Below are 15,525 nucleotides of genomic sequence, written 5' to 3' on the forward strand. Positions count from 1 at the left end.
TAAGGAACACATTATGTTCAAACGTATCTTAGTTATCGCGGCGACACTGATGGCGACGTTATCTTTTATGCTTCCCGTCAAGGCTCATGAGCATGGCATGATGAAAGCCGATATTGTCGACGTTGCCGCTGAAAACGGCTCTTTCAATACGCTTGTTGCTGCGGTGAAAGCAGCGGGCTTGGTTGACACTCTCAAAGGGGAAGGCCCATTTACTGTTTTTGCACCAACGGATGACGCTTTTGCAAAACTGCCAGACGGCACAGTCGACATGCTCTTAATGCCGGAAAACAAAGACAAGTTAGTATCTGTTTTGACTTATCACGTCGTCCCAGGGAAAGTGATGGCTGCCGATGTTGTTAAGCTAGACAAAGCGACTACGGTTCAGGGGCAAGATGTGATGATTAAAACCATGGGCGATAAAGTCATGGTTAACGATGCAAATGTCATTGCAACCGATGTGAAAGCTAAAAACGGTGTCATTCACGTGATTGATACTGTCATCATGCCGAAATAACACCATTCAGAGGGCGGTACAATCCGCCCTTTAGACAGAACTTCTTCCACCCTTAGCACGATTCCTCTCCACTTATCCCCACCCCCACTCATTCACCATGGCTATAAAAAGGATAAAAACAAAATTAAAATCAATACCTTGCAATACGACACTGCACAATATTGACGAGGTTAAGATATCGTTATCTTTCAATTTGAGAACAGGATTCCATGTCAGTGACGTTTACTTTTCCACATGTAAATTCTTAAGCTAAATTTTGGCTGCTCAATCACATTTCGGCAAACCATTCGAAAGGGTGGGACGCAAAGCTTCCGGTCTGTCAGCATTTAAAAATCTAAAAGAATGCTCATGATAGCGGGGTTACCATGACGCAGTGTTACAGAAGTCCAATTTCTGTAGCGTTGCTTTATGCTCAGCATGCGCCGGGGTGTGACATTAGTTTGTCAGCCATAACAGAGGACATGTGATGAAATCATTTCCAACCAAATCCGTACTCGCGTTAGCACTTGCAAGCATTAGCTCAGGTGCTGCGGCTCACGGTTATGTATCAGAAACCAATGGTGGTGTCGCTGCAAGTCGCTCGGCACTATGTAAGTATCCAACGCCAGATACTAACGAAAAAAATAATAACTGCGGTGCGATTCAATATGAACCGCAAAGCGTTGAAGGCCCTGATGGCTTTCCCGAAACAGGGCCTCGCGATGGTAAAATAGCGAGTGCCGAAACCGCTTTAGCAGCTGCCCTTGATGAGCAAACTGCCGACCGCTGGGTAAAACGCCCTATTCAAGCAGGTACACAAACTTTTGAATGGACATTTACCGCTAACCACGTGACGCGCGACTGGAAATATTACATCACCAAGCCTGATTGGAACCCAAACGCTTCACTATCACGAGACTCTTTTGATCTAACTCCTTTCTGTGTCGTCGACGGCAATATGGTTCAACCCCCGAAACAGGTAAGCCATCAATGTAATGTGCCTACTCGCGAGGGATACCATGTCATCCTGGCAGTATGGGATGTTGGCGACACTGCAGCCTCATTTTATAACGTGATCGATGTGAAATTTGATGGTGACAGTCCCGTTATTCCAGATTGGAAGCAAGGCGGTCAAATTATTCCTACAATGGATTTAAATATTGGGGATTCGGTTTATACGCGCGTATTTGATCAAGCAGGTGAAAACATAGCGTATAGAACTGAACTAGAAATTACCGATGCAGCAATGGGCCAAGCGAAAAACTGGTCTTACGCACTCGCGACTAAGCTAAACCAAGAACAAGCAAAACTGCAAGCCGGGCAGTATGCAGAGGATAAATTCACTCCTGTTTATGGTACTAATCCGGTGTATCTGCAAGCAAATAGCGGCCTTGAGCGAGTAGAGATCGGCTATAACATTGAAACTCCTGTTCCAGAATACTCACTCACAGTAGATGGCTTAGCAGACGAATATATCATTGAGTCAACACCGACAACGTTGGATCTGACACTAACTGCTGAAGGCGATTTAAATGCAGAACTCACCGTTTACAATCACCATCGCGAACCACTTGCAAGTTGGGCAAACGAAATGAAAGACGGCTCGGTAGAGGCGATATCGCTCGCTTTAAGTAAATCGGAGCCGGGTCACCATATGCTCGTAACACGTATTAAGGATAAAGATGGCAACTTGGTGGATCAGCAAACGCTCGACTTTCACTTAAAAGAAGATCCAGTAACGCCACCACCATCTGGTGAGTACGATTTTGTCTTCCCTGAAGGACTATCTAGCTACACGGCGAGCACAAAAGTGCTTGCCAGCGACGGGGGCATTTATCAATGTAAACCTTTCCCATACTCTGGTTACTGTATGCAGTGGAAAGAAAGCGCAAACCATTACGAGCCTGGAATAGGTTCACACTGGGAGATGGCTTGGGATAAAGTCAACTAAATCACCCTTTTGAACGTTAAGTAAAAAGAGCCTCACTATGAGGCTCTTTTATAATCAAACGCAAAAATGACAATTTTCCCGGTCTAAACCATAAACACCAGATAAACTAGTGAGATGCGCTCGCCCCTCAATCAGCCCCATTTCATACCCTTCTAGTAAAACGGATTGTCGCATTGATAAGCGCTGAACATGAAAATTATCTGGTGGGGCAATTACCCTAACATGTGTTCCTGGTGGAGGGTTACGAATAAACTCCAATGATTGATTATAGTTATCTGCACGTCTTAACATCGCATCCGCCATTTTGGGGTGCTCCGCAAAAAGTTTCTTCATCAGCCATGTGGTCTTAACTGGCTTTTTGGCATAATTCAGTGGGTGAGAGAGTACTACGGTTATGTCGCGAGCCCCTCGACGATAAGCCTCACGCACTGGGATAGAGTCAGCGACCCCACCATCGGTATAACAACCGCCAGAAAAACAAGGGGTATGCTTGTAGGCAATCGGTAATGCTGTTGTCGCTTCAATCGCATGGTGAAAATTATCACGTGTCACGCGATAGTAATCTGCCTGCCCTGTATCTACATTTGTTGTCGCTGCGAGAAAAGGAACGCCATTAAACAGTTTATTTTCATCGACGGGATACAAGCGATTAGATTCTTCAAACAGCCACTTCACATCAATGAGGTCCCCACCTTTAACGAAGCGAGTTGGGTCAAAAAAGCGTTTGCTTGTGGCCAGCTTAGTAATGACGTTAATACTGCGATGCGGGTAGTCGGTCAAATACCCAATCAAATTTGATGCACCAGCAGATACACCGATTGCAAAATCAAACGGTTTATAACTCTGCTCTAAAAACGCATCTAACACTCCGCTTGCGAAGACGCCTCGCATCGCGCCACCTTCTACTACAATTGCTTTTGTTGCCATATTTCCCCCATTCTCCTTGCCAAAAGAGTAATGAAATTCGTGCAATCACAACAATTGAATATTCTTATTATTGAAATAGGTGAAGTCTATTTATTTCTCTCTTAGAAAATGAAAACTAAAGTTCAAAAAATCCGTACCCGTTAGAAATGTAATTGCGGGCTTAACCAAGGTGGCAAGGTCTAAGAGAAATCTAGGAGAAAACCGTTTTATAGGCTTCGCCCGCGCCATCAATGAACATTTGAGTACCAATAACCGCTAGAATTAAGCCCATCATTTTAGTCACAACATTTAGAGCACTTGGTCCAACCGCTTTGACCAATTTGTCTCCAAACAAAAACAGTACATAGGTGATCACACAAAGGACAGCGAAAGAAACGATAGTAATAATGGTTTGATCGAAACCACCCGCTGTCGCAAAGTTCATCGCGGTAGCAATCGTTCCGGGCCCAGCTAATATTGGCATCGCCAATGGAGACACTGCAATACTCAATGCCGCCCGTTGCTGAGCTGGTGAATACGCCTTCTCTTTGGTTTTCTGATGCGTCGAATCACCTTGAAGCATGTTAAAACCTATCAAAAACACCAAAATACCGCCTGTTATTCGCAATGCATAAAGCGTGATACCAAACAAATCAAAAATTAACTTACCTGCAATAGAAAATATCGCGATGATAATAAATGCAATAAAGACTGAGCGGAGCGCAATGGAACGGATGGTTTCTTTATCTTCATCAGCAGTTAAACTCAAAAAGATGGGGATATTGGCGATAGGGTTCATGATGGCAAAGAAGCCCATAAACACCGTAACTGTATGAACAATGAGTTCTTTCATATTTTCCACTGCATTTAAATTATTGATTCTAAAAACAGTATATACGCTCTCAAACAGAAAGAGTGGTGTATTCTCGATTCGCCTTCACACTTATGCGCCAAGCATTGTTTTTCTTTTGAGATAGTTTACCGACTCATCAAATGTCGCTAAGGTGAGTCTTCAGCCTTTACACGTAACAGGGGATGTTAAGTCACCATGAACAGCACGATTCAAACAATTCTCAATCACCGCTCAATTCGAAAATTCACCTCACAACCGATTGAGAGCGAACAATTAGATGCCATTCTTCAAGCCGGCCTTGCGGCGTCCTCATCAAGCATGTTGCAAGTCGTTTCAATTATCCGCGTGACCGACAAAGAAAAACGTACACTATTAGCTCAATATGCCGGAAATCAAGGGTACGTTGAAAGCGCGGCTGAGTTTTTGGTGTTTTGTATTGATTACCAGCGCCATGCCAGTATCAACCCAGATATTCAAGCTGATTTTACCGAGTTAACGCTAATAGGCGCTGTAGACTCGGGCATCATGGCACAAAATTGCTTGCTTGCGGCGGAGTCGATGGGACTAGGAGGTGTGTATATTGGTGGTTTACGAAACAATGCCCAAAAAGTAGACGAATTATTAGGTTTACCTAAAAATACCGCCATTTTATTTGGTATGTGTCTTGGTCATCCAGATCAAGCCCCTGAAGTAAAACCTCGCCTACCTAAGCATGTCGTGGTGCATGAAAATCAGTATCAAGACCTAAACTTGGATGATATTCAGACGTATGACCAAACTATGCAAAACTACTATGCAAACCGTTCGAGCAATCAAAAACAGAGTACTTGGTCGCAAGAAGTCACCAGTAAACTGGCTGGCGAATCACGTCCGCATATCCTGCCTTACTTAAACAGTAAAGGGCTCACTAAAAGGTGATGACCACAATACGATAGGATCAAAAAAGGCCTCTGAAGAGGCCTTTAGAATTTATCAGCAAAAACTTGCTTAGTTACCGCCTGTCGCGCCAGTGCCTGGACCCGGTGGATCTTCAGGTTCAATTGGCTCACCGACTTCCGCATCTGGAATTTGTGGTACGTCAGGTTCGATATCTTCTAATGGAATCTCGTTATAGATAGCCTCTTGTACATCAGCAACAACTTTCTGAGTATCTTCAGCTGGAATCGTTACGTAGATAACATCACCCGAATCATTCTCAGGATAATTTGGGTTCGCCGCGATTACATCTTCTGTTATTGCTTTTGCAGCAACAGCTACAGCTTCAGGCGAAGCTGTTGGGTTCGCTTTGATGATATCTGATACAACGTTTGCTGTTGCAACTAGCTGAGTAGCAAGTGCGCTGTTACCACCCTCACTACCAAGTCCTGCTACTACAGATTCTGTATCACGAAGGATTTCGTCAACTGTTTTACCACTTGCATTGATATCGATACCCAAATTCTCGAATACTTTTTCAGCGATATCAGAAGAGTATACTTCACCATCTTTTAAAGAGTTAGCAACCAAAGTCGTAAATGGAGAGCCTGTTACCAATGAATCCGTCTGGGCTAGGCCTTGAGGGATTTTGTAGTCAGATGTAATAGGTTTACCATTTGACGCGTCTTTACTATCTTCTGTGTGCGTTAATACGAAAGCACAATCACCTGGCGCATTTACAACGTTGATATTTTCAAAACGCGCTTTACCAACCATACCTTCATAGTTTGTTGTATTTTCAATCGCGTCGTATGTCTCACCACCACATACTGCTTGAACTTTCATGCCGATAACAGCTGGGTCATAAGCCTGAACTGAGTATCTTTTTACCTCAGGGTCGCTGTCACTACCACAACCTGCTAGTAGGACTGCTGCCACACTTGCCGTTAAAAGTTTGATTTTCAAAATTAGCTCCAATATTTGTTGTTATATCCGACCGCAACAGGAAGCATAACGGCAGTTGCATATAGTGTAAATAGGATGCATACAACTTTGGCATGAGTTTTTTCACATTCTTGCCTGTTTGCTTGTGCAAAATCATGCATTCATCTCAATAACGTTAAATAGACACAATTTTGTCATGTATTCGTCAGTATTTTTTCAAGTAACTTGTTGCCTTTATTGCAACCAGATGGATAATAGTTGACTATTTTTTGTGGGTCGGATTTTCACACCTTCATTAATGAAACTAAGAGCTCTAAGTCGCTAGCAGCCATTTGGAGTGTTTATTACACAAATAATTCTGAATGGACTCGCTTTCTAAAGGCTTAAAACTGCAGTAAATCATCAATATTGATGAAATGCAGTTCAATTAGAATGAATCAATTTCAGTCGGCAAACTTTCTTTCGGTAGTTATAAACCAATGAACACATTTAATAAATTTTTGGGGATATCAGTACTTCCTATCCTTCTTACAGGGTGTACTTTGCCTGGTAGCCACCTTTCGGTCAGTGACAAAACAGTCATGAGCACTGAATCGAGTGATATAGAGTCTCAGGTTACCGTTTATCCCTTAACTTTGGAGCGCGTAACGTCTTTAAATTCAGTGGACCCTTTTTCAAAACCAAACCCAGAGTTAGATATTGAAATCGCAAAATATGAATACGAAGTAGGACCTGGCGATATCCTAAATATCACTATTTGGGATCACCCAGAGCTAACGATCCCAGCGGGCTCATACCGAAGCTCAGCCGAAGCGGGTAACTGGGTGCATTCGGATGGCACGATCTTCTACCCTTACATAGGTGTCGTACATGTTGAAGGCAAAAACGTACGTCAGATTCGTGCAGACATTGCAAGCCGCCTTGCAAAATACATTGAGAGCCCACAGGTCGATGTAAGCGTTGCGGCATTTCGCTCTAAAAAGACTTATGTAACTGGCGAAGTTAACAAGCCAGGACAACAACCAATTACAAACATCCCCCTTACACTTCTAGATGCTGTGAATAGAGCTGGCGGACTGGCTGCCGAGGCTGATTGGCGTAATGCGACACTGACACGCAATGGCGTTGTTGAAAACGTTTCTTTGTATGCTCTGATGCAACAAGGCGATTTAACTCAAAACCGCCTTCTAAAGCCTGGCGATATTGTTCATATTCCTCGAAACGATGCGCAAAAAGTATTTGTTATGGGCGAGGTTAACGATCCGAAATTACTCAAAATTGATCGTAGCGGCATGAGCCTTACTGAGGCTCTTAGCAGCGTTGGTGGTATCAGTGAAATCTCCGCAGATGCTACCGGTGTGTTTGTCATCAGACGTTCAAAAGAAGAAGCTAAAATGGCGGACATTTATCAGCTAGATGTTTCTGACGCTTCTGCTTTGGTGATTGGTACTGAGTTTGATCTCAACCCTTACGACATAGTCTATGTGACGGCTGCACCTGTTAGTCGTTGGAATCGTGTGATTGCTCAGCTCGTTCCAACCATTTCCGGCTTTAATGAACTAACTGAAGGTGTACTACGAGTACGCACTTGGCCGTAAAACAACGTGCCGCAAGAAAATTATCTCTTGCGGCACGTAATCGATAGCTACTCAGCTCAATTGCGCAATATAAAGAAGCCAGCAATTTAGTTGAGATCATAAGCATACAACTTAAAGTAGGGTAAGCATTTGTTTTCTAATATTCTTGTCGTCTGTGTTGGTAATATTTGCCGCTCTCCAACAGGAGAGCGGCTTTTGCAGTCTTTACTACCAAACAAACATGTCGCATCAGCAGGAATCGCAGTAGATAAGAGCCATCTAACGGGAAAAGCTGCTGACGAGATGGCAACCACTATCGCGAACGAACATAGCGTAAGCTTAGATGGACACGAAGCACGACAATTAACACCTGAGCTTTGCGCTCAATACGATCTGATATTGGTTATGGAAAAAGGTCATTTAGAAGCCTTAACCAAAATCGCTCCTGAGGCACGAGGTAAAACGATGCTGTTTGGACAGTGGATAAATGAACAAAACATCCCTGATCCATACAGACAAAGTAGAGAAGCTTTCGAACATGCATATACGCTTATAGAAAAAGCAGCAAAAGCGTGGTCTCAAAAACTATAAGCCGTAAGGCTAAATAAACGCCAATGGCAAGGTATTTAAGAAGTTAAAGTAATGACAACACAAACTATTAAGCAATCACGTCAAGCCGACGATGAGATCGATTTGGGAAAGTTATTTGGGATCATTCTCGATGCCAAATGGCTCATTCTATGTACCGTAGTCCTATTTTCGATTATAGGCGTCGGCGTTGCCATTCTATCAACACCTATCTATAAAGCTGACGCTCTTATCCAAATCGAAAGTAAGAGTTCAGGTGGTATTTCAGCGATGGTTGGTGATATGGGAGAGCTGTTTTCAGCAGAATCATCAGCGACAACAGAAATAGAGATCATCAAATCTCGTATGATCTTGGGCGGTACTGTTGATAAGTTCAACTTAACGACTGTCGTTTCTCCAAACTACATGCCAATTATTGGTAAAGGCCTAGCTCGACTACAAGGTGAGCAAATCAGTCTGAGCGTTTCACGATTTAATGCTCCTTCTTACGCAGTTGGCGTTCCTTTAACTCTTGAAGTTATTGATTCTGAAAAACAGACGTTCAGGCTCTTAGAAGATGACAATAACGTCATTCTAGAAGGTAAAGTTGGTGAACTGCTTGAGAAGAATGGATACCAGTTTTTGGCGACTGAGCTTGTGGCTCAAACTGGTGACTCATTCACGGTCAGCAAAATCAGTAAATTAGATGCAATTAATAAACTTCAAGAAAACTTATCGATTAGCGAACGTGGTAAGCAAACCGGGATTATATCTTTAAGCTTCTCTGGTGAAGACCGCGCTAAGATTCAAGATATCTTGAACGACATTAGCCAAAACTACTTCTTACAAAACGTTCAAAGAAATTCTGCAGAGGCAGAGCAAAGCCTCGAGTTCTTGAAAGGTCACCTCCCAGACATCAAAACAAAACTGACCGCTTCTGAAGACGTTTTAAATCGGTTCCGTCAAGAAAATGAATCTATCGACTTAGGCCTTGAAGCTCAGTCAACGCTGAAAGTAATGGTTGAGTTAGAAGCACAGCTAAATGAGCTTACATTCAAAGAAAGTGAGATCAGCCAACGCTTCACACAGGATCACCCAGCTTATAAGTCGCTACTTGATAAACGTGAAACACTATTAAAAGAGAAAGAACGTCTTAATAAACAAGTTCAAAAGTTACCGAAAACACAGCGTGAAGTTCTACGTATGACACGCGATGTAGAAGTAAACCAACAAATCTACATCCAACTATTGAACAAGGTTCAAGAGCTCAACATTATTAAAGCCGGAACAGTTGGCAACGTTCGAATCTTAGATAACGCTCAATCTTTCTCTAAGCCAATTAAGCCGAAAAAAGCGCTTATCGTTGTGCTAGCAACACTGCTTGGCGGTATGGCAGGCGTTGCTTTCGTATTAATTCGTGCAGCATTCCACCGTGGTGTGGAAACACCAGATCAAATTGAACAGATTGGCATGCCAGTTTACGCAAGCGTTCCAAAATCTATTCAACAACTGGAATTTGCAAACAAGCTTAAGCGCAACAAAGGCAGCAACAATGAGCTAGTCCTTCTAGCGGAAGCTAACCCAGCCGATCTTTCCATTGAGGCTCTACGTAGTCTTCGCACTAGCTTGCACTTTGCAATGATGGAAGCGAAGAATAACGTTCTTATGATTTCAGGTCCTGCACCATCTATCGGCAAAACATTTGTATCGACCAACTTTGCGGCCGTCGCTGCGAAAACCGGTCAGAAAGTGCTGCTTATTGATGCGGATATGCGTAAAGGTTATTTGCAGCAATGCTTCGGTCTACGTTGGGACAACGGTCTTTCTGATTACTTGAGCGGTAAGACATCCCTTAGCAACATCATTAAATCTACATCCATTGATAATTTAGATGTTGTGACTCGCGGCCAAGTACCACCAAATCCGTCAGAACTTCTTATGCACCCTCGCTTCAAGAGCTTTGTTGACGAGATGTCTGCACAATACGATCTAGTCATCATCGATACACCGCCTGTACTCGCAGTTACCGACCCAAGCATTGTTGGCGCGCTTGCAGGAACAACTCTGATGGTCGCTCGTTTTGATCAAACGACTTTGAAGGAGATTGAAGTCGCGCAAGGTCGCTTCGAGCAATCAGGCGTTGAAGTTAAAGGTGTGATTCTCAATGCAGTTGAGAAAAAGGCATCTAACTCATACGGCTATGGATACGGCTACTATAACTACGCGTACAAAAGCGAATCATAAGTTGAATTTAGATCGCTAATTAAACCAAATATGACAAAGCCCTGCTAGAAACAGCAGGGCTTTTTCTATTGCACTCTTAATTGCTTGTACGTAATCAAACTAAGCAAGACAAAGAATATTGGGTCACTCCAACCAAAACCGACAAATACTCCGATAATGCCGGCATAGGTAGTAATCACTGCCCCTAAGCCATTAGTAATCAATAATGCTTTAAACAGATGTTTCGCAGTATGCCCTGATTCCACATTACGTAACATCAAACTCACCGCTGCGATTCCACCTAAAAAGATCGAAGTATGCTGCGATAAAAACAGCGCGTACTGGTCGTTAATTTGTACTCCATACATCGGCCACATTATGGTTGGTACAAAAAACAACGCAAAAGCGAATACCGTATATACGACACCATGAACGGTTAGAAAAGTGCGGTTGGTCATCATCTCCTTATCCTCTAATAGGCCCTTGATTGAGCGTCGTTAACGGCACATTGATATCGAAAATTTGACCTCGTACTTCGACTACGCCCATTTTTCGTAAGCGTGCGGCATGCATTTCGAGATAAGCTTGCGCCGTGGCTTCATCTTCAAAAAGATAGATACCACCACCGAGTTTGTCTTTTTCGCTTTCCGTCCAGATTTTCCAAATCATGCCCGGCTCTTGGTTAATCGACTTAGCTAAGTCGACCAGATCATTCGACATCTCGTCACCAAACGGACCATGAAATTCAAAATCAACTTGCAATAATTTCGCCATCTTGAGTCTCCTCTTCTTATTGACTCGTTTTCGATGACAAGATTATTACCTTTATAAAACTGACAGAAAAGTTCATAATTTTGCCATTAACTGTCTAAAAAATTGACTCATGAGACTAAAAACGACCTTAGAACAATGGCAAACGCTACAAGCGATTAATCAAGAAGGCAGCATTCAATCCGCAGCTTTACTGCTCAACAAGAGCCATACCACATTGATCTACTCGGTGAGGAAGTTAGAAGACCAACTTGGTATTCAACTTATCGAAGTACGAGGGCGCAAAGCGGGTTTGACAGAGCACGGCAAAACCATACTGCGTCGTGCACAATCCATGCTTGAACAAGCGCGGGAACTAGAAGTCATCAGCGAGCAGTTAAAAAGTGGGGTGGAATCTCAAATCACGATCGCAGTAGATCATCTTTGTGACCCTTGTTGGCTTTATGCACCACTCAGTCAATTTTTGGAGGACAACAACACGACCTCCGTTCAAGTGGTTGAAACGTCACTGAGCAAAACAACCGAAATGGTCGTAAATGAGCTCGCTGACATCGCAATCATCAACTTACCGATAACCAACTACCCTGCCGAAGCATTTGGCGTAACAACCATGCTGCCTGTAATCGCAGCACACCATCCACTCGCTAAAAAGCCGCATGTTTCCATCGACGATTTTGCAACCACCAGCCAAATTGTCATCCGTGACTTAGGTGATTCAGACAAAACGAAAAGAGATGTGGGTTGGTTACGCGCACGTCAGCGTATTACCGTCGATAACTTCGACCACGCTTTTCACGCCGTAGAGCAAGGCGCTGGATTTTGTCGGCTACCAGCGCACTTAGTCGCAGCCCGCAAGAGCGATAAAATTAAAGTATTGGAGATCGAACACTCCCATCAATATCAAGTTGCGCTGCACCTCACTTTGCCCAAAGGAGCCAAAAGTGGTCCTGCGACTCAAGCGCTTTATCGTACTTTACTCAAAAGTGTAGAAACTCGAGCCTAGCGACAGTGGTATTGAGTTGAATCGCTAGTGTTATCGCCTATTGATTCTCCCTAAATATAGAGAAACGGCCATTTTGTGACGCTACACTCTCACAAAAGGTTGCACGAAGGATAGCGACCACCTACTATCACTCTGCTCATGCCTAAAGCACCCAACACTCGCGGAAAGAACTCGGTTCACGGCAATATCCTCACCTGCTTGGTTTAGCAGGCACAATCTGTTTTTACCTTCTTTTTAGCTTCTATTTAGGCGAGTGTGGAAGAAATAAGAAAGGTGAAATATGAACTCTACAAATAGCTTCTCGATCAATATCAATCAGCAAAAATCCATTGCTAAAAAAAGGCTCAAAGCTATCCGCCTATACGATGACGCTACGTTGGAGTTAGTTAAGCGATGTCACTCCAAACCAGAGTCATTGACTCCCAATACAATTCAATTGGCTGACGTTCAACATGCACTCGCAAGAGAACTGGGCTTATCCAGTTGGAGTAAACTAAAAGCTCATGTCGAAGAGCTAGAAGCGCACAAACGAGCCATCAAAGAACAAAAACCGCCCCTAGATGCGAAAGTAAAAACGCTACACGTTCGTTGTGGCCACGACATTCAACAACAACTTAAAGCCAGCGGATTTGAAGGGACATTTTTAGCCCTGATCGATCCGCTTTGTATTGGCCCCATACCAGCAACACCACAGAACTTCCTTGCCATTCGTGCCCAATATGTCGTAGAGACTCTGCTGCCTGTGATGAAGCGTGAAGACTCGGTTCAAGATATAGTCACATTGGAACAATCAAACCTCGATCTGTTGCAAAGTGATGTATTTGAACGAATCGTCTTTTGGGTCGAACATGACAGCTATGATCAATTGATGCTAATTCGTGCTCTAACACTGTTAGAGAATGTAGAGAACAAAGTGATAGAGATCATTGAGTTGAACCAGTTTCCGGGTACTGAGCGATTCATCGGCTTTGGGCAGTTGCCTGAAGAAGCTATTCGTTCTTGTTGGCGATATCGTAAACCTGTGACAGCAAAATTATTCAGTCAGGCTAAACGGTGTTGGCACGCTATTACATCACCGACACCTATTTCCATAGTTAATTTGATTCAGCAGCATAACCTGGATTGCTTGCCCAATATATTCAACGTGCTTAAACGCCATTTGCAAGAGTTACCTAATTCACAAACTGGATTGAGCTTGACACAACACCTCGCACTAAAGGTCTTGAGCTCGCAAAATCGTTCAATTCCCATCAAAGATTGGTTTGAGCAATATCAACAACTAGAACCTCTTCCTTACCTAGGAGACGTGATGTTTTACGCGTTACTCCTCCCTCTAGCACAGTGTCAAACACCTTTGATCACGATTGAGTCACGTGAAAGGCACTGGTGGGAACAAAGCGTCCGTATCACTGAGGCTGGCAAGCAGTGTTTGGAGGGTTTAATACGAGCGAAACAATGCTATTGGGTTGGAGGGATTAAAAATACCAGTCAAAGTTATTGGAGCTGGGATCACCTCCAACTAACTACACTTGCCAACCATCATTGAGTTGACAAATATGAAAGCATAAAAGGTTCGTTGGCTCTGATGAACACTCAATACTAAAGTATCGCTAAAGAAGCGACCGCTAGTCTGAATACAACTTAAATAGTTATGCAGAAATGCATCCACTCAAAGAGAGTATGCACTCTATCTCTTATTAAAATTTATTGTAAATCCTCTTTGTTATCGGTTGTATATTCGATAAAAGTGTTAAAATACAAACTTTTAATCCGGCCAATTCGTTAATATTTGGTTAAAATCCCATTTTTATTAGTGATAAAGTTCACATCTATTAACCATTTAGAGGATTATTCTTTCGTATTTTCTCACTCCGCTGCTAATCTGCTCGCCGCTTTGAAGTGAACTCAAGGTGCATAACTATAAGGAGTGTTCTCATGAATACCAAGAAACCGATGTCGCTTACCAGCCGCGTAATTTTAGGTATGGTTGCGGGTATCTTGACAGGATTTGCAATTCGCACACTTTTTGCCGACAACGGATTTGTCGACGCATACATTGTTAATGGATTATTCGAAGTTGGTGGACAGATCTTCGTTGCCAGCTTAAAAATGCTTGTTGTACCGCTAGTATTTGTTTCGTTAGTTTGTGGTACTAGCTCTCTCAAAGACCTCTCTACACTGGGTCGCATGGGCGGTAAAACCCTCGCTTTCTACGTTACGACAACGGCTATCGCGATTACGCTTGCTCTAACTATGGGTACTCTATTCCAGCCAGGGGCAGGGGCAGATCTAACGGCAGCAAGTTCATTCAAATCAGCCGAAGCGCCATCTTTAGGTCAGGTGATCATCGATATGTTCCCGACCAACCCAATCAGCGCAATGGCAGAAGGTAAAACTCTGCAAGTTATCGTGTTCGCCGTGCTATTCGGTATCGCGATCAGTGCAGCGGGTAAACCAGGCGAACGCATCGCAGCATTCTTCTCTGATCTGAATGAAGTGATCATGAAACTGGTCGCGATTTTGATGAACTTGGCGCCTTATGGGGTGTTCTTCTTAATGGCGAAGCTATTTACTGGTCTTGGTCTGGGCGCGATCGTCAATCTGGCAGAGTACTTCTTAGTACTGGCTGGTACGCTTGTCCTACACGGTCTAGTTACTTACAGCTTAATGTTAAAAGGTTTCACAGGTCTAAACCCAATTACGTTCCTACGCAAGATGGAAGACGCGATCATGTTTGCTTTTTCTACAGCATCATCGAACGCGACGATTCCAGTGACAATGGAAACAGCAAAGCACCGCATGGGTGTTGAGAACCGTGTATCATCGTTCACAGTACCACTTGGTGCAACCGTGAACATGGACGGTACGGCGATCATGCAAGGCGTAGCAACTGCGTTTATTGCTCAAGCTTTCAATATTGATTTAACTATGGGCGATTACCTAATGGTTATCATGACGGCAACTCTGGCGTCTATCGGTACCGCAGGTGTTCCTGGTGTGGGTCTTGTCATGCTTGCTATGGTATTGAACCAAGTTGGTCTGCCGCTTGAAGGTATCGCGCTCATCATGGGTGTTGACCGTCTTCTTGATATGATTCGTACCGCGGTAAATATCACTGGTGACAGTGCAGTAACCGTCATCGTTGCGAAATCAGAAGGTGCATTGGATGAAGCTCGCTTCAACGACCCAATGGCAGGCGTAGCCGAAGAAGAAGTGCATCTGAAGCGCGCGGAAGCTTAAATACTTCCAAGTTAAATTATCCTGTCTAAGCAAAAACCACCTTACTCTAAGGTGGTTTTTTATTTCCAATTAACCCGAAAT

At 43.5% G+C, this 15,525-nt stretch carries 14 protein-coding genes and 1 riboswitch; of the genes, 9 read left to right on the plus strand and 5 right to left on the minus strand.

Annotation, left to right across the window (positions count from 1 at the left end; genetic code table 11):
• The first annotated feature begins 13 nt into the window (after nt 1-13).
• Both R7035_RS03310 and gbpA read left to right on the plus strand, forming a co-directional pair.
• On the plus strand, nt 14-514 hold the full coding sequence (locus R7035_RS03310) for a fasciclin domain-containing protein (protein WP_005384595.1): 501 nt from the start codon (nt 14-16) through the stop codon (nt 512-514).
• A 267-nt stretch (nt 515-781) separates the two neighbouring features.
• Nucleotides 782-882, plus strand: a riboswitch (cyclic di-GMP riboswitch).
• Nucleotides 883-980: 98 nt separating this feature from the next.
• On the plus strand, nt 981-2,444 hold the full coding sequence (gene gbpA / locus R7035_RS03315; RefSeq protein ID WP_262651681.1) for an N-acetylglucosamine-binding protein GbpA: 1,464 nt from the start codon (nt 981-983) through the stop codon (nt 2,442-2,444).
• Between the two features lie 54 nt (nt 2,445-2,498).
• On the opposite strand, the gene R7035_RS03320 is transcribed toward gbpA, so the two are convergent.
• Both R7035_RS03320 and R7035_RS03325 read right to left on the minus strand, forming a co-directional pair.
• Entirely contained in the window at nt 2,499-3,371 is an 873-nt protein-coding gene (locus R7035_RS03320) for a patatin family protein (RefSeq protein WP_053303897.1), read from the minus strand.
• 190 nt (nt 3,372-3,561) lie between these two features.
• Nucleotides 3,562-4,203, minus strand: a complete 642-nt coding sequence (locus tag R7035_RS03325) for a MarC family protein (RefSeq protein WP_005374889.1) — start codon at nt 4,201-4,203, stop codon at nt 3,562-3,564.
• 195 nt (nt 4,204-4,398) lie between these two features.
• On the opposite strand from R7035_RS03325, the gene nfsA reads away from it, so the two are divergent.
• Complete coding sequence (nfsA, locus tag R7035_RS03330; RefSeq protein ID WP_262651679.1) at nt 4,399-5,121, plus strand: oxygen-insensitive NADPH nitroreductase; 723 nt, start codon at nt 4,399-4,401, stop codon at nt 5,119-5,121.
• Nucleotides 5,122-5,190: 69 nt separating this feature from the next.
• Here nfsA and R7035_RS03335 read toward each other — a convergent pair whose 3' ends face one another.
• Nucleotides 5,191-6,084, minus strand: a complete 894-nt coding sequence (locus tag R7035_RS03335) for a hypothetical protein (protein WP_262651677.1) — start codon at nt 6,082-6,084, stop codon at nt 5,191-5,193.
• A 458-nt stretch (nt 6,085-6,542) separates the two neighbouring features.
• Between R7035_RS03335 and R7035_RS03340 the strand changes: the two genes are divergently transcribed.
• The 3 genes from R7035_RS03340 to R7035_RS03350 all read left to right on the plus strand — a co-directional run bounded on the left by R7035_RS03340 (nt 6,543) and on the right by R7035_RS03350 (nt 10,451).
• Nucleotides 6,543-7,661 (plus strand): polysaccharide export protein, encoded by a 1,119-nt coding sequence (locus tag R7035_RS03340; RefSeq protein WP_017820139.1) that lies wholly within the window; start codon nt 6,543-6,545, stop codon nt 7,659-7,661.
• A gap of 129 nt (nt 7,662-7,790) precedes the next feature.
• On the plus strand, nt 7,791-8,231 hold the full coding sequence (locus R7035_RS03345) for a phosphotyrosine protein phosphatase (protein ID WP_031780905.1): 441 nt from the start codon (nt 7,791-7,793) through the stop codon (nt 8,229-8,231).
• 51 nt (nt 8,232-8,282) lie between these two features.
• Nucleotides 8,283-10,451: a polysaccharide biosynthesis tyrosine autokinase gene (locus R7035_RS03350; protein WP_005374875.1), complete on the plus strand. Its 2,169-nt coding sequence runs from the start codon at nt 8,283-8,285 to the stop codon at nt 10,449-10,451.
• Between the two features lie 65 nt (nt 10,452-10,516).
• Here the strand turns inward: R7035_RS03350 and R7035_RS03355 are convergent, their stop codons facing one another.
• On the minus strand, nt 10,517-10,888 hold the full coding sequence (locus R7035_RS03355; RefSeq protein ID WP_262651719.1) for a hypothetical protein: 372 nt from the start codon (nt 10,886-10,888) through the stop codon (nt 10,517-10,519).
• Between the two features lie 7 nt (nt 10,889-10,895).
• Nucleotides 10,896-11,204, minus strand: coding sequence for a monooxygenase (locus R7035_RS03360; protein WP_262651676.1), 309 nt, complete (start codon nt 11,202-11,204; stop codon nt 10,896-10,898).
• A 109-nt stretch (nt 11,205-11,313) separates the two neighbouring features.
• Between R7035_RS03360 and R7035_RS03365 the strand changes: the two genes are divergently transcribed.
• The 3 genes from R7035_RS03365 to R7035_RS03375 all read left to right on the plus strand — a co-directional run bounded on the left by R7035_RS03365 (nt 11,314) and on the right by R7035_RS03375 (nt 15,444).
• Nucleotides 11,314-12,204, plus strand: a complete 891-nt coding sequence (locus tag R7035_RS03365; protein ID WP_262651674.1) for a LysR family transcriptional regulator — start codon at nt 11,314-11,316, stop codon at nt 12,202-12,204.
• Nucleotides 12,205-12,484: 280 nt separating this feature from the next.
• Nucleotides 12,485-13,750, plus strand: coding sequence for a DUF1835 domain-containing protein (locus R7035_RS03370; protein WP_167415841.1), 1,266 nt, complete (start codon nt 12,485-12,487; stop codon nt 13,748-13,750).
• 389 nt (nt 13,751-14,139) lie between these two features.
• Nucleotides 14,140-15,444: a dicarboxylate/amino acid:cation symporter gene (locus R7035_RS03375; protein ID WP_054576578.1), complete on the plus strand. Its 1,305-nt coding sequence runs from the start codon at nt 14,140-14,142 to the stop codon at nt 15,442-15,444.
• Nucleotides 15,445-15,525: the final 81 nt, after the last annotated feature.

The sequence above is a fragment of the Vibrio sp. 1731 genome, assembly GCF_033339955.1.
Taxonomy (GTDB): domain Bacteria; phylum Pseudomonadota; class Gammaproteobacteria; order Enterobacterales; family Vibrionaceae; genus Vibrio; species Vibrio alginolyticus.

Excerpts from the sequence above, each read along its gene's own strand:
- R7035_RS03340 (WP_017820139.1), top strand. The coding sequence starts at position 6,543 with ATGAACACATTTAATAAATTTTTGGGGATATCAGTACTTCCTATCCTT.
- R7035_RS03375 (WP_054576578.1), top strand. The coding sequence starts at position 14,140 with ATGAATACCAAGAAACCGATGTCGCTTACCAGCCGCGTAATTTTAGGT.
- R7035_RS03360 (WP_262651676.1), bottom strand. The coding sequence starts at position 11,204 with ATGGCGAAATTATTGCAAGTTGATTTTGAATTTCATGGTCCGTTTGGT.
- R7035_RS03310 (WP_005384595.1), top strand. The coding sequence starts at position 14 with ATGTTCAAACGTATCTTAGTTATCGCGGCGACACTGATGGCGACGTTA.
- R7035_RS03325 (WP_005374889.1), bottom strand. The coding sequence starts at position 4,203 with ATGAAAGAACTCATTGTTCATACAGTTACGGTGTTTATGGGCTTCTTT.
- R7035_RS03320 (WP_053303897.1), bottom strand. The coding sequence starts at position 3,371 with ATGGCAACAAAAGCAATTGTAGTAGAAGGTGGCGCGATGCGAGGCGTC.
- gbpA (WP_262651681.1), top strand. The coding sequence starts at position 981 with ATGAAATCATTTCCAACCAAATCCGTACTCGCGTTAGCACTTGCAAGC.
- R7035_RS03350 (WP_005374875.1), top strand. The coding sequence starts at position 8,283 with ATGACAACACAAACTATTAAGCAATCACGTCAAGCCGACGATGAGATC.
- R7035_RS03365 (WP_262651674.1), top strand. The coding sequence starts at position 11,314 with ATGAGACTAAAAACGACCTTAGAACAATGGCAAACGCTACAAGCGATT.
- nfsA (WP_262651679.1), top strand. The coding sequence starts at position 4,399 with ATGAACAGCACGATTCAAACAATTCTCAATCACCGCTCAATTCGAAAA.
- R7035_RS03370 (WP_167415841.1), top strand. The coding sequence starts at position 12,485 with ATGAACTCTACAAATAGCTTCTCGATCAATATCAATCAGCAAAAATCC.
- R7035_RS03355 (WP_262651719.1), bottom strand. The coding sequence starts at position 10,888 with ATGACCAACCGCACTTTTCTAACCGTTCATGGTGTCGTATATACGGTA.